Source organism: Paenibacillus plantarum (assembly GCF_013141695.1).
GTDB lineage: Bacteria > Bacillota > Bacilli > Paenibacillales > NBRC-103111 > Paenibacillus_E > Paenibacillus_E plantarum.
This window is the reverse complement of record NZ_WHNY01000026.1, coordinates 287,952-301,436: the sequence shown is the minus strand read 5'-3', so window position 1 is coordinate 301,436 and position 13,485 is coordinate 287,952. Positions and strand designations below refer to the sequence as shown.

The window sequence follows — 13,485 nt, the reverse complement described above, 5'->3', positions numbered from 1 at the left end:
ATTTTTTTATGACATTCAAGCATCAATTTTTTAACGTTGACAGTTAAAAAATCTAACACTACGATAACCATAGTGAATGGGAACTCTTGTACATCAATCTAAGTTGAAATGAGGCGATTGCTATATTTCTGAAAAAGGGGCACCGATTTGCCAATTTCACCTCAAGATCACTGAAGCGAAGCTTGGTCATTTATTTACTAATTGCTGGACTAACACCTGTTATGCTGTTAACTGTCATTACGTACGGAAGTATTTACTCCATACTTGAGAATAAAATCAAGAATGGTATTTTCGCAACACTTACACAGGAAAGAATTGGTCTTGAGAATGTATTAAATAACCTTGATTTTGCTTCAAGGCAGCTTGCCGTGGACGGCAAGATTGTGAACGATGTGCAGCAATATTTAACACCTCAGGGCGATTCATTCGATAAGGCAACTATGTCGACAAACATCAAAGATAAAATAAATATGATCAGCTATACGAACCTGAATTTAGGTATGATATTTTATTATGAACCTGAATCCAGTCAACCGTACAAGTTTGAGAATTTACAGGTGGATCCCGCCCTTCCCATGAAATCGCTGCCACATTTTACGGAATATCAAGGCGCTGTCTATTTCGGACCGCACAAAACCATGTATAAGAGCAGCAATAACATTGTCTTTTCCTCGCTGCGTAAGCTGGAAACGAAGGATAATTTAAAGTTATATGTATATCTTGAGACGAATTATAATTTATTCCGCAAAATTTTGAATCATGAAGCTTTCGGAATTGAAGTATCTCACCTTCTGATTAATGCGCGTGGGGAAGTTACCTACATGGAAAATGAAAAGGCTTTCTCGGAGTCGGATAGCTTACGGATCAAGCAAGCTGTAGACCATGAGGAGGAATATAAAGGGTATATGTTATTCAATTCGATAAGTGAGCAGGGTTGGCAGCTCGTTATTGCGGTTAAGAAAACAACGTATAATCAAGAAATTTACGCTTGGTTGAGAAAAATCGCAGTACTCGTTGTAGCAACGACATTGTTTGCTCTGCTGCTTGCCTTTATTATTTGGAAAACGATATATAGGCCTATGAAAAAACTGAACAAAGAAATTATTTACATGGCGGAAAATCGAAATTCTCCTGTTCAATTCACACATGTTGAAGAATTTGATCACCTGCTCATCAATTTTCAGGATATGAAGCTGAAGATTAATGCTCTTATTGCTGAAGTAGAGGAAAATGGGAAAGAGAAAAGCCGATTGGAAGTTGAGAAACTGTTAACACAAATTAATCCGCATTTCCTTCACAATACGCTTAACACCGTACAATGGTTGGCGAGAATGAATGGTCAGAAGGAAATTGATCGTCTAGTAACATTGCTGGTCAAGGTCTTGCATTACAATTTAGGCAAACAAAGTATGATTGTAACCGTACAGGAAGAAGTAGAGGCGTTAAATAACTATATTGAGCTGCAACGGATACGTTATGATCATGAGTTTGACGTGAGGTTAGATATGGATGCCAGTGTCAGAAATGCTGCGATTCCAAGGTTCCTGCTCCAGCCGTTAGTTGAGAATGCTATCTATCATGGAAATAGGGAGCGAAACAATTATATCGAAGTGGCCATACATAAAAATGAAGGGAACATACTACATCTACAAGTTTCGGATAACGGGCAGGGGATGGATGCGCAGACGCTTCACAAGTTGTTAACTGCAAACAATGAACATTTGAACAGAGGGTTAGGAATTGGGTTGCAATACGTAAGTCGTTTAATTAAAAGGTATTACGGAGAGGCCAGTAAGATGTCCATCGACAGTATTGTAGATAAAGGAACGGTAATCCGTATTGAGATTCCAGTAATGTCCAAGGAGGATTTCGATGATTAAAGCGATTGTTGTAGATGATGAAAGATTAGTACGAAAAGGTATTATTTCCATGGTGGACTGGTCAGCTCAAGGTATTGATATTATTGGGGAAGCGGCTAACGGTAAGTCGGCTTTAGATATGCTGAGGACGCTTGAGATCGATTTGTTAATTACAGATATTACGATGCCAGGCATGTCGGGTTTCGAACTTATTCAACAAGTGAATGTAATGCCACGGAGAATATGGACGGTCGTACTTACATGTCACCATGAATTTAATTATGTACAGGAAGCGCTTCGGCTGGGAGCTATAGACTATTTGGTGAAAACCTTGTTGGACATGGAGAATTTCGAAGAGACAGTGGGGCGGATCGTAGATCGTATTCATACCGAGGAGAAATACCTTCTGGAAAGACAGTCAGAAACTCACTCGAAAAACCATTCGGAACATTCCGGTATCGTATTCTGTTCGTTGGATGAAGCACCCCCAGGCTCCGAACTACTGCAACAACCGTTTATTCGCAAGCACAGAATAGTAGAAATCGCTGATGACGTATGGTTTTTGCCTCTGCGTCAGCCCTATTCGTATGACGATCTTGTAAAAATCATCGATGATATGGTTTTGCGTAGATGGTGTGCCGTATTTGTAAGTGGGTTAGATGGAAAGCCGATAGAACAGGTAACTAGATTACTTGTGAAATGCATTAAGAATATGGTTTTTTATACATTTAGACCTGAGACAATTCTAATGCGAATCGCCTATGCAGATTTGGAACAGCAATTTGGCGGGAAAAAGACGAGTGCTGTTGAGGCTTGTTTATCCAACTGGATGCAGTTTACATGGACTATAAATAAAGCGGAATGGTCCATGTTGATGGAGGAAACGGAAGATATTCACCCCGAATATGACCAAATTCATCTTGTTATAAAGCGAATAGTGAGTGATTGGGAAGAAGTATTTCATTGGCATACGGCTGCTCCTCAACTTGCAGCGACGATGAAAAGGATCCGTTTTTGGTATGAATGGAAAGGGTGGTCGGCGGAATACGCTGCACATATTCAGTTGAAAACCTATGAGCTTTCCGTGACGACGGAAGTCATGTCAAGTCTGGTTCGCTCCATCCGACTTATGCAGATGAACCTTGGTTTTGATCTGAATCAGGAAGCAGTGGCTAAGGAAGTCAATATGAGCCGAAGTTACTTCAGTCAATGCTTTAAGAAGCTTGTAAAGGAATCGTTTGGGGACTACCTTCGTGCTCTTCGTGTAAAGCAAGCTAAGAACTTGTTGGAATTTAGCGACATGGCCATATATGAAATAGCTGCTTCCGTAGGATTTAGTGATGATAAGTATTTCAGTAGGGTGTTCAGAGAGAAAGCAGGTATGCTGCCTACAGAGTATCGGATGGCTAGGAAGCGAAAATGGTTTGATGAGGGTTGAATTTCGTTCTCAAAGAGCGGATGAAAAATCAAAGATTTGAAACCCCTTTCTATCTCTTAGGCAACCTTTATTCTTGTATGATAACAAGGAAGGATAAGCACAGTAGTTAGGGGACTTAGATGAACATGAAGCATTTATCCATATTATTGACTTCGATGCTGACTTTGTCAGCATGCTGCCCCCATCAACCACCAAGCTGTGCTGACGCCATCAACAGGCTATGTAGTGATGCTAACGCGAAAGGAGAAGAGTTGTCACTTGGTAAATACAAAGAACCGATAACCATGAAGATTGCCTTTTCTCTGCCAAATGAACCAAGCAAGTTGGCACAAGGTGACACGTATGAGGATAATCCTTGGTCGCGTTATTTTGAAGGCAAGACGAATATTAAAGTTCTTCACAGTTGGCAGGCTATGGGGGAGGGAAATGCCTACAGGCAAAAGGTGGACGAAGCGATAGCGGCTAACGATTTACCGGATGCTTTTACAGTGAATAGGCAGCAACTTCGTACGTTAGTAGAGAAGGATATGCTGGTTGACCTCAGTGAGGCATACAGCAAATATGCATCGCCGCTTGTAAAAGAAATGTATGATTCTACGCATGGAGTTGCCATGAAAGACGTCACGTTTCGTGGCAAACTGATGGCGCTGCCAAACATTGAGGTAGAAGCAGATTCCGTACTCCTTACTTGGATACGACAGGATTGGTTGGATAAACTGCAGCTGTCAAGCCCACAAACATTAATAGATTTAGAGAAGATAGCCAAGGCGTTTATCGAGCAAGATCCTGATGGCAATGGAAAGCAAGATACCATAGGGATGCCTGGAGATCATAGCTTTACTCCTGTATTTGCGGCATATCATTCATTCCCCAAAAGCTGGCGTAGGGATAGAAATGGACAAATGCAGTATGGCTCGATTGCTCCAGAAACGAAGGAAGCATTGGCTAAGCTAGCTGCTTGGTATAAGGAAGGAATTATCGATTCTGATTTCGGTCTACGCAAAGAGCCTAACGAGTTAATCATCGCGAATAAGGCGGGTATCTTAATTGGTTCTTGGCTTGCACCGTACGGACCTCTAAAAGCTTCTATTAAGTCTGATACAACAGCCGAGTGGCGAGCCTACACAACTCCATTGGATAATGAAGGGAAATTTGTATCGCAAATGGATCCTATCACAAACCGATATCTTGTTGTTAAGAAAGGTTATCCGTATCCTGAGGCCGCCATACGGTTGCTTAATCAGTTCACGCAATACGAACGTGTGGATAGCTACCTAACCACAACTGGAAATGATCAGAATACGACGCTACAATTACTGAAGTCATATCGTGAGACTAATAATGTGCAGCCTCGTTATCTTTATCCATTTGATCTTCCACTTGATTATGTGGATTCTGCTGGACGCGCTTATAAAGCTGTGAAGAATGTGCTAGAAGGTAAAATACTGGCAGAGAAGCTTCCCCCGCCTTATTTAAGCTTGTATAAAAATGTGCTGCTGGATCAGGAAAATCCGAAGAAAAATCTCGATGCGTGGGCTAGCGCCCAAGCAAGACAACACGGCGCGTCGGTTATTGTGCAGGCTTCTATAGAACGAATATATAGTGAGTTCTCTGACTCTGCAGCAACGATAGATCCCAGGTGGACTCATTTGGAGAGTATGGAGCACGATGCTTTCCTAAACATTATTAGAGGCAATGCACCCTTAGATAGTTTTGATCATTTTGTTCAGCAATGGAAAGAGCAGGGCGGCGAAACAATTACGCAAGAGATACAGAAGAGAGTAGAACGCAAGTTCATGAAATGAATCATTCATACAAGGGGGATTGTCTGTGAACAAAAGCCAAAAGATCGCCTTTATAGTATTGTCCACCGTATTAGTTGTTCTGCCTGCATGCTCTAATAAGGAAGTGGGGGGACAGGCTACTACAGCTGCAGTTAAGAATACGAAGGCGGAGAATGTAGAACTACGGGCAACATGGTCGGGAACAGCTGGACGCCACGAACGGACTTTAAAGGTCATTGAACTTTTTGAAAAGAAATATCCAAATATTAAAATTAATGCTGAATACTCCGGTACCGATGGATTTACTGATAAACTGAATACCCAAATTGCGGGTGGAAATGCTGCAGACTTAATTAATGTTGGAAGCATAACTGATCTGGTGACACGCAGTGCTGTTCTAGATATTACACCGTATGTAACCAGCAAAGAGATTAACTTGGAGAAGTATGAACCGGCATTCATGGAGCCTGGGAAAGATCAAGGGAAGTATTATGGAATTAGTCTTGGCACGAATGGCATCGGCTTTTTCTATAATAGTGATCTCATCAAAAAAGCAGGTATGGAGCCACCTAAGGATACTTTCTCATGGGAAGATTATGAAGCATACGGCAAAGAGGTCGTTCAAAAGTTGGGACCTGGTTATTATGCATTTGCCGATCAATCTAGATATTCATTGTATATGAACTATTTCCTGCGTCAAAGCGGCAAGACCATCTATAAGGATGGTAAAGCAGGGTTTGATAAAGCAGATATCGCCAAATGGTACGGTATGTGGGATCGCATGCGTAAGGAAGGGTTGCTCCCAACGCCGGAAGAAGCGTCAACCTATACAGATTTATCAGTGGACACTTCCATATTTCCTAAAGGTAAAACCGTATTTCTAATGAGCTGGTTGAATCAATTGACGGCATTCCAGAATGGCATGAAAGATGAGCTGCAGATTACAGCATTGCCATCCGGAGGGGCAGGTGCCAAAAATGGACTGTGGGTTCATCCTAGCCAATTTTGGACAATTAATAAAACATCGAAGCATCCCAAGGAAGCTGCACAGTTTATCAATTTCTTCATTAATGATGAGGAAGCGGCCAAAATTCTTGGAAGTGAGCGCGGCATTCCCAATTCTTCCGCAGTTCGCGATATGATCAAACCAACGATTACAGCAACCGAGAAGAAGTTCTACAGTTATTTTGAGAACTACATTTCTAAAGCAGGTCCTAAAGATTTGGATCTTCCCAATGGCACTGAGTTTAATAACACCGTTATCAGCGCATCACAAAAGGTGATGTTCAATAAAGCTACCATTGATCAAGCTGCCCAGGAAGTCGTAGATGCCTTCGATAAAACAATTAAGAAATAACCGGATGCCATATTTATTAATCTGTAAGGGGAGGAAACCTGATGAATCCGGTTGCTGCTACGAACAAAGGATTAGGTCACAAACTGAAGAGAGCTTGGAAGGATAATATAGCTGCCTACCTTTTTCTCCTACCTTGGTTAATTGGGATCTTCCTGCTTACACTTGGTCCGATGATCAGTTCTTTATACTTGTCCTTCACCAAATATGACATGTTAAAGCCCTCGGTATGGGTTGGAATTGATAATTACAAAACAATGTTTACGAATGATGTTCATTATATGAATTCATTGAAAGTTACGTTTACATTCGTGTTCACCTCTGTACCGCTCAAACTTGGCTTTGCCTTAGCCATTGCAATGCTGCTTAATATGGGGTTAAAGGGACTCGGGATATATCGCACACTGTATTATATCCCGACCTTGCTTGGTGGAAGCGTGGCCATTGCCGTACTTTGGCGAAAAATGTTCAGTGGGGATGGGGTGATCAACCAGATTCTACTAAGCCTGTTCGGCTATCAAGGACCGGACTGGGTGGCCAATCCGAAATACGCGCTGTTTTCAGTCTCACTATTAGCAGCGTGGCAGTTTGGTTCATCTATGATTATTTTTCTAGCAGGCTTGAAGCAAATCCCACATGAATATTATGAAGCATCCAAAGTTGATGGAGCAGGTAAGGTACGTCAATTCTTTCAAATTACGATTCCGTTACTCACGCCCGTGTTGCTGTTCAACATTATTATTCAAATTATCGGCGCTTTCCAGTCATTTACTCAGGCTTTTATTATTAGCGGGGGTACTGGAGGACCTATCGATTCTACTTTATTTTACACCTTGTATTTGTATATGAAAGGATTTACTTACTTTGAAATGGGATATGCCTCGGCGATGGCTTGGGTACTGCTGATTATAATTTCAATTTTTACAGCACTCATCTTCCTATCGTCCAAATACTGGGTCACATACGGGGATGGAGGAAACTAGTGATGACCAAAAGTCTGGGGAGTCGCGCTTGGCTGCTGCATCTGGTCATTATCTCACTTGGGGTTCTTATGCTGTATCCGATAGCGTGGTTAATCGCGAGCTCATTTAAACCAAGCAATTTGATATTCTCGGATCCAAGTATTTGGCCTTCTGAATTTACCTTACACAATTATGTGAAAGGCTGGGCAGGAATAGCTAGAAATAAATTCAGCACTTTTATTATTAATTCTTTTGTTGTCTGTCTACTATGCGTGATTGGTAATTTAATATCTACTTCATTGACAGCGTTTGCATTCGGACGAATGAACTTTATCTTGAAAAAGGTTTGGTTCGGGTTAATGATGATGACAATTATGCTTCCCCATCACGTAACGATTATTCCGCAGTACGTACTATTCCGTAATCTAGGATGGATCGACAGCTATTTCCCACTATTTGTCCCGAAATGGTTGGGTACAGAGGCCTTCTTCATTTTCTTGATGATCCAATTTATACGTGGACTCCCCAAGGATCTGGACGAATCGGCTAAAATCGACGGATGTGGTCCATGGCAAATCTATGCACGTATCATATTACCGCTATGTACGCCTGCGCTTATTACAACAGCTTTGTTCACATTCGTATGGACATGGGACGATTTTTTCACCCAACTACTTTATTTAAATTCAGCAAAGCTGTTTACGGTACCTTTAGGACTTAGGCTATTTTTGGATTCATCGGGGGAATCGGCATGGGGACCGTTACTCGCCATGTCAGTTGTCGCTTTATTGCCTGCATTAGTCATCTTCTTCTCGCTCCAAAAATATTTTGTAGAAGGCATCTCCACAACGGGGATTAAAGGATAAACATAATGATGAGAGGTGGAAGTAAAATGAAAGAAATACCTAATGGTGTGTGGCCTGTTATGCTAACGACATATACGAATGACAATGAAATTGATTATACCGCTCTCGAACAATTAATCGACTGGTACATAGATAAAGGCGTTCATGGTTTATTCGCCGTTTGTCAGTCCAGTGAAATGATACTGCTTAGTTTGGAAGAAAGAGTCGCCGTAGCGCGATTTGTACAAGAGAAAGCAGCAGGACGTGTTCCAGTTGTGGCTTCGGGGCATATATCTGAATCGTTTCAGCAACAGCTGGAGGAGATTAGAGCAATTTCACAAACGGGTGTGGACGCTGTTGTCCTGGTAACTAATCGTCTTGCTCAAGAGCATGAGGACGAGCAGGTATGGAAGGCGAATGCTGAGAAGGTGCTAGCCCAATTTCCTGAAGTGACATTCGGTCTGTACGAATGCCCAAATCCATATCAGAGACTGTTGTCCCCGGAATTGTTGAAATGGTGCGGCGAAACAGGACGGTTCACTTTTATGAAAGAGTGCAGTAATAATTTGGAGCAAATCAAGGCTAAGATCAAGGCTACCGAAGGGACACCGCTCAAAGTATTTGTTGCCAATAATCCACATGTGCTCGAGGTTATGCAAGTAGGTGGTGGTGGATATAGCGGGATGTTGGCTACGTTTCAACCAGATTTGTACGCTTGGTTAACCGATAACTGGAATAAGGACCCGCAAAAAGCAGAGTGGTTGCAAAATTATTTGGGAGCATCCTGTTTATATGAAGGAAGGCATTATCAAATAGGCACCCGTTACTATTTACAACTGGAGGGATTAGATATTACCTTGAAGAGTCGCGGTAAGAAATCTTCTGATTTCAAGGTAACGCATGAGCGTGAAATTGAGCAATTCAGAAGGTTTAATCTGTACATGAAACAGATGTTATAGATCATATTTACTTTCAAAAGGTTTGAAATAAAAATAACCCTATCTCATTGGAGGATGGGGTTATTCATTATAAGTCTTCATTTAATCAGCTCACGTAGTGCTTCAGCAAATCTGGATATCCCCAATGCAATCTCGTCTGACTTCGCCCTAGCGAATGTAAAGCGCACGTATCCCGAATCGGAACCATAAACACTCCCGGGTACCATGACGATACCTTTCTTAATGGATTCTTCCAACAATATACCGTCTGGAATACTCGGAATCAATTTGCACCAAAAATGAATGCCTCCTACGGGCACCACGTACTCAATCAGACCTGAAAGTTCCTTTTCTAAAGATTCGATGAGTAAATCACGTTTAAATTGAAGCTGAATTCGCAAACGCTCCAAGTGAGGAGCAAAATAAGCTGACTGTAAAAATTGCCCCGCAACTTGCTGGGGAATGATGCTTAATCCAAAATCCATCTGTTGCCTAGCATCGGCTAGCCTTTCCACTATAGAACGAGGAGCTACCATCCATCCTATTCGTAAGCCAGAAGCTGCGATCTTGGAGAATGAACCAATATATAGAACCGAACCCGTCGTATCCATGGATTTGAGTGACAAAGGAGGGACACCGTCATACGAGGTTAAGCTATAGGGATCATCTTCTACTACTGGAAGTCCTAATTCACTAATGATATCAAGAAGACGTCTGCGTCTTTCTTCGCTTAGTACCGCTCCAGTTGGATTCTGGTAATTCGGATTCAAAAACACCATTTTAATACGGTGTTTTTTGTATAAAGTGCGAATATCCTCTGGCTGTACGCCATGATTATCGACTGGGAGGCGGAACAAGCGAAGGCCAGCAGATTGAAACATGGGCAGCGAATAGCAGTAGGAAGGATCTTCTATGGCAACTGCGTCACCTGGAGACAGAAGACACTGCGTAATTAAAAACAACGATTGTTGAGAGCCCGATGTGATAAGAATGGAGGATTCTGTTGTCCGGATTCCTCGATAATTAGTTAGATAATCAACCAAAGCCTCTCTTAATGGAGTTGAACCTTGAGGGTTAACGTAACCCAAATAGGACGTGTATGCGTTATTACTCATGAGTGCAGCGATTTCATCAGTTGGAGCTAGATCAGCCGATAGCTCACCGCTCGCAAAATCGATTAATGATGGATTATGAGCTAGCGCTTCGCGGATCCTCCGTAAAAAAGGCAGGTTAGGAAGAAAGCTTCCTCCTTCAGCAAACCGACTCCAGTTTGGCGTATGTTTCGGAGTGGCCCCCCATTTGGATGTACTTACCCGAGTTCCGCTACCAATGCGGCTCTCGATAATCCCCATAGATCGCAGTTCCGCGAATGCTGAAATGACAGTGCTGCGGTTCACATCAAATTGTTCAGCAAGTTTTCGTTCGGGGGGCAGCAAACTGCCCGGAGGAAACTCCCCATAGGAAATTCTTTGCTCGAGATAGTCGGCTATTTGCTCATATAGAGCTTTTTTACTACTGCGATCAGGTTTCCACATCTTAAAAATCCCCTTGAATATTAGATCAAACCAGACCAATTTTACATTTATAATACCACTTTTTATGAAAAATAACCGATGTTTTCTTCTTTAGCATTCTGTGAACATGGATTAGATCAATATTGGTTGGCATAAAAACTGAGTAATTGGTTGGTTACATTCGTCCTCTTCAAATTTATGATAGTTATTAAGTAATCTTGGTGTTATTCACTGAGGGAAGGAGATGGACCAGTGACAGCTTTGCTATCTTTCATTATGCTTTGCATTGCGCTCGTATCAAGTCCTTTGCTTATCGCTATAGGTGGGGCTCGTCTCATCCGTGAAGATGAACGTGAAATTGAATGTAAAAAGTCCAGAATCAATACAGTAATAACGTGAAAAAAGGAGAGAATAAGAATGAATAATTCACATAGCAACAATTATGAGCAGAAATTGGATGGACTTCTCCCATTAACAATTATATTTTTTATTTCCATTTTTTCAGGGTTCTTTTTCTTTCTAATAAACCATTTTTTATAGAAGTAATGCTTTATTTCAGCTATAAAAAGAAACGAAAGAACCTTAGTACAGTGAGTTACTGAACTAAGGTTCTTTTTCATTTTACAATATAAACGATCAAAGCTATTAATCCTAGAGGGATAATAACCGCATAATAAAGAGTAAGATTAACGAATATGCTTTTTGTTTGGCGATCATATCCCGGATTGCCTTCTTTATTTGAATTAGAGTGTCCAATCGCTATTGTTGCTACTCCACCAGTAATTAAAATAGCAGCAAATATAAAATAGTAAAGATATAACGACATAAATTATCACTCCTTTAAGTTATTGAAAACGATACTTTCAGAATCATAGTATCAGTTCATCCACGGGATGTAACCATCCAATTAGCAATCGATATATCCATCCAATTCATTTTATGTTAAGGGTTCTCCGCGCTGTCTGTACCGGCAAGTTTTTTTGTGAAACGCGCGCCACACCTTGTCAAAATAACTTGTCTTGGGTACAATTTCCATAAGAAAACTTTGTAGGAGGAAATCAAATGCATCCCCAAAAAGTCCCCCGCTAAGCCAAAGCCCGAGGTCCTCCATCCATGTGTTAGTGACTATTCACCCAAATAAATCAAAGGGAGATGCACACTAATGCACATGAATGGACCTGTAAATATTTCTCGAAATGAAAGACTTGAAACCTGCCACGAAATTGCCTCGAGATTACACGAGGTGTATGGAGAAAAAATCCTTGCCATTGGAGTCTATGGTTCTGTTTCCAGAGGTACGGACGGCCCCTTTTCAGACATTGAGATGTTTTGCGTACTAAATGAATCCAGCGAATCCGTAGATTTTAGCTATGAATGGTCGGCGGGGCCTTGGAAAGCAGAAGTGGAAGTCCGAAGTGCGGACGTTCTCCTTAAAACTGCCTCTACGGTTGAAGGAAGTTGGCCATTGACGCAAGGGTTACACAACCAAAAACTTTTCTCGACTGGCTCAATGGTTTTACCGGAAGCGTTGGAACTCCCTAGCCGTCCAGAAGGATTCGACAATGTTGTGCGAATGGTGATGTCTGGAGAGTTATCAGAACCTTCAAAAATCGTTTCAGTTTGTGAAAATTTCTGGAATGGCCTCGTGAAGTGGGCAGCCGAACATGACTACGTAATAAGTACAAAAAGAATCCCTTTTTGACCCGCAAAAGCCAAAGCTCCCTTTCACAAGGGGGCTTTTACTTTACTTCTGGAGGGATTTTGGATGCGAATGATCAAGACCCAGCAGGATGAACTATATTCAAAACATTCCATTTTAACAAAGTTTATCTATAAGTAAAGCCGCCCATAGTTTACCTAACGAAGAATAAATACTTTCAGTATACTTCGTAATGGTTTCATCATAATCTGGATACGGATACCCGAGACTTTCTGACAGAGCTTTTGAGTATGTTCTAAATAGCTCATAACAAGTTAATAATGAATTCCACATTTCCTGATATCCATTCTCTGAATAGGTTGATAGGAGTTTATCCCAGTCTTCATTTGGGAGGTAACGATTTATAAATTTATAGTTCTTCCCAACACTAAAGGTGTATCCTTGCTCAGACCCGATTTTCCAAGCCATCATTCTCAATAAATTTGGTCTTGCTATCTCATTTAAATGGTCAATAGCAAAAAGTATTTCTTTTCTCGCTAATCCTTTTACTACGTAGGTTGAAACCATCCAAAACTCGTTACAACAATCATCAAATTCTCTTGCTGTTGGCTTTTTAATCCAATATTGCCGATCATTTACGATCACTTCGTGTTTAACCAAAGTATCCTTATCAAGCAATACCTCAACTAAGCCGTCGCTATTGGTAAAGTAATCTTCCACCTCATTAATGGGAATAAGTGTTAGGTCTACTTTAGTTCCATCCTCAAAAAGCATTAAATATGAAAACCAATTACCTAATTCTGATGGGAAAAGCTCCATATCTTCGGGTTTTTGCATCATAACACGAATCCCGAAAACTCGAAGCCACTGATCAATTTCCTTGAAAGAATCAACATCTGTTACAAAGTAAGAGATGTCATAATCTTGGAAGGTATCAGGGGGAATATTTTTGTTTGTGCGTGACCCTTCCAATGTTACCAATACGGCGTGCCAGTCACAGCATGTAACCAAGATTGCCAACTTACGACGGTTTCGCAGTAAAGTGAACAACTAGGCAAGCAGGCAATGTTAATTTTATCCAAATTGATTCAGAAAGAAAAAGTGACAAAACTGACGGTGTTAGAGCCTAAT

At 41.2% G+C, this 13,485-nt stretch carries 10 protein-coding genes and 1 pseudogene; 8 read left to right on the top strand and 3 right to left on the bottom strand.

The genetic code is table 11. From position 1 onward, the window contains the following. The first annotated feature begins 182 nt into the window (after positions 1 to 182). The 7 genes from GC096_RS08100 (at position 183) to GC096_RS08070 (ending at position 9,201) form a co-directional block, all read left to right on the top strand. On the top strand, positions 183 to 1,880 hold the full coding sequence (locus GC096_RS08100) for a sensor histidine kinase (protein ID WP_171629723.1): 1,698 nt from the start codon (positions 183 to 185) through the stop codon (positions 1,878 to 1,880). Further along, the gene (locus GC096_RS08095) at positions 1,873 to 3,297 is read left to right on the top strand and encodes a helix-turn-helix domain-containing protein (RefSeq protein ID WP_171629722.1); all 1,425 of its coding nucleotides are present in this window, start codon (positions 1,873 to 1,875) and stop codon (positions 3,295 to 3,297) included. Before GC096_RS08100 ends, GC096_RS08095 begins: the two co-directional genes overlap by 8 nt. A gap of 119 nt (positions 3,298 to 3,416) precedes the next feature. Next, on the top strand, positions 3,417 to 5,102 hold the full coding sequence (locus tag GC096_RS08090) for an extracellular solute-binding protein (RefSeq protein WP_216626059.1): 1,686 nt from the start codon (positions 3,417 to 3,419) through the stop codon (positions 5,100 to 5,102). A gap of 25 nt (positions 5,103 to 5,127) precedes the next feature. Further along, positions 5,128 to 6,438: an ABC transporter substrate-binding protein gene (locus GC096_RS08085; RefSeq protein WP_171629720.1), complete on the top strand. Its 1,311-nt coding sequence runs from the start codon at positions 5,128 to 5,130 to the stop codon at positions 6,436 to 6,438. A gap of 41 nt (positions 6,439 to 6,479) precedes the next feature. Next, positions 6,480 to 7,418 carry a carbohydrate ABC transporter permease gene (locus tag GC096_RS08080; RefSeq protein WP_171629719.1) on the top strand — a complete coding sequence of 313 codons (939 nt, stop codon included), beginning with the start codon at positions 6,480 to 6,482 and terminating at the stop codon, positions 7,416 to 7,418. A 2-nt stretch (positions 7,419 to 7,420) separates the two neighbouring features. Then, positions 7,421 to 8,263 carry a carbohydrate ABC transporter permease gene (locus tag GC096_RS08075; protein WP_171629718.1) on the top strand — a complete coding sequence of 281 codons (843 nt, stop codon included), beginning with the start codon at positions 7,421 to 7,423 and terminating at the stop codon, positions 8,261 to 8,263. A 26-nt stretch (positions 8,264 to 8,289) separates the two neighbouring features. After that, the gene (locus GC096_RS08070) at positions 8,290 to 9,201 is read left to right on the top strand and encodes a dihydrodipicolinate synthase family protein (protein ID WP_171629717.1); all 912 of its coding nucleotides are present in this window, start codon (positions 8,290 to 8,292) and stop codon (positions 9,199 to 9,201) included. 77 nt (positions 9,202 to 9,278) lie between these two features. On the opposite strand, the gene pdxR is transcribed toward GC096_RS08070, so the two are convergent. Both pdxR and GC096_RS08060 read right to left on the bottom strand, forming a co-directional pair. Beyond that, positions 9,279 to 10,715: a MocR-like pyridoxine biosynthesis transcription factor PdxR gene (gene pdxR / locus GC096_RS08065; protein WP_171629716.1), complete on the bottom strand. Its 1,437-nt coding sequence runs from the start codon at positions 10,713 to 10,715 to the stop codon at positions 9,279 to 9,281. A gap of 595 nt (positions 10,716 to 11,310) precedes the next feature. Further along, on the bottom strand, positions 11,311 to 11,520 hold the full coding sequence (locus GC096_RS08060; RefSeq protein WP_171629715.1) for a hypothetical protein: 210 nt from the start codon (positions 11,518 to 11,520) through the stop codon (positions 11,311 to 11,313). A 336-nt stretch (positions 11,521 to 11,856) separates the two neighbouring features. Here GC096_RS08060 and GC096_RS08055 point away from each other — a divergent pair, with 336 nt between their 5' ends. Next, complete coding sequence (locus GC096_RS08055; RefSeq protein WP_171629714.1) at positions 11,857 to 12,396, top strand: kanamycin nucleotidyltransferase C-terminal domain-containing protein; 540 nt, start codon at positions 11,857 to 11,859, stop codon at positions 12,394 to 12,396. Between the two features lie 114 nt (positions 12,397 to 12,510). Here GC096_RS08055 and ant(6) read toward each other — a convergent pair. After that, positions 12,511 to 13,335 (bottom strand): annotated as a pseudogene (gene ant(6), locus GC096_RS08050) (aminoglycoside 6-adenylyltransferase); the annotation flags it as partial. Positions 13,336 to 13,485: the final 150 nt, after the last annotated feature.

Bases quoted from the DNA above. Each gene is read 5' to 3' on its own strand.
- GC096_RS08095 (WP_171629722.1), top strand. From the start codon at position 1,873: ATGATTAAAGCGATTGTTGTAGATGATGAAAGATTAGTACGAAAAGGT.
- GC096_RS08070 (WP_171629717.1), top strand. From the start codon at position 8,290: ATGAAAGAAATACCTAATGGTGTGTGGCCTGTTATGCTAACGACATAT.
- GC096_RS08060 (WP_171629715.1), bottom strand. From the start codon at position 11,520: ATGTCGTTATATCTTTACTATTTTATATTTGCTGCTATTTTAATTACT.
- pdxR (WP_171629716.1), bottom strand. From the start codon at position 10,715: ATGTGGAAACCTGATCGCAGTAGTAAAAAAGCTCTATATGAGCAAATA.
- GC096_RS08075 (WP_171629718.1), top strand. From the start codon at position 7,421: ATGACCAAAAGTCTGGGGAGTCGCGCTTGGCTGCTGCATCTGGTCATT.
- GC096_RS08090 (WP_216626059.1), top strand. From the start codon at position 3,417: ATGAACATGAAGCATTTATCCATATTATTGACTTCGATGCTGACTTTG.
- GC096_RS08080 (WP_171629719.1), top strand. From the start codon at position 6,480: ATGAATCCGGTTGCTGCTACGAACAAAGGATTAGGTCACAAACTGAAG.
- GC096_RS08055 (WP_171629714.1), top strand. From the start codon at position 11,857: ATGCACATGAATGGACCTGTAAATATTTCTCGAAATGAAAGACTTGAA.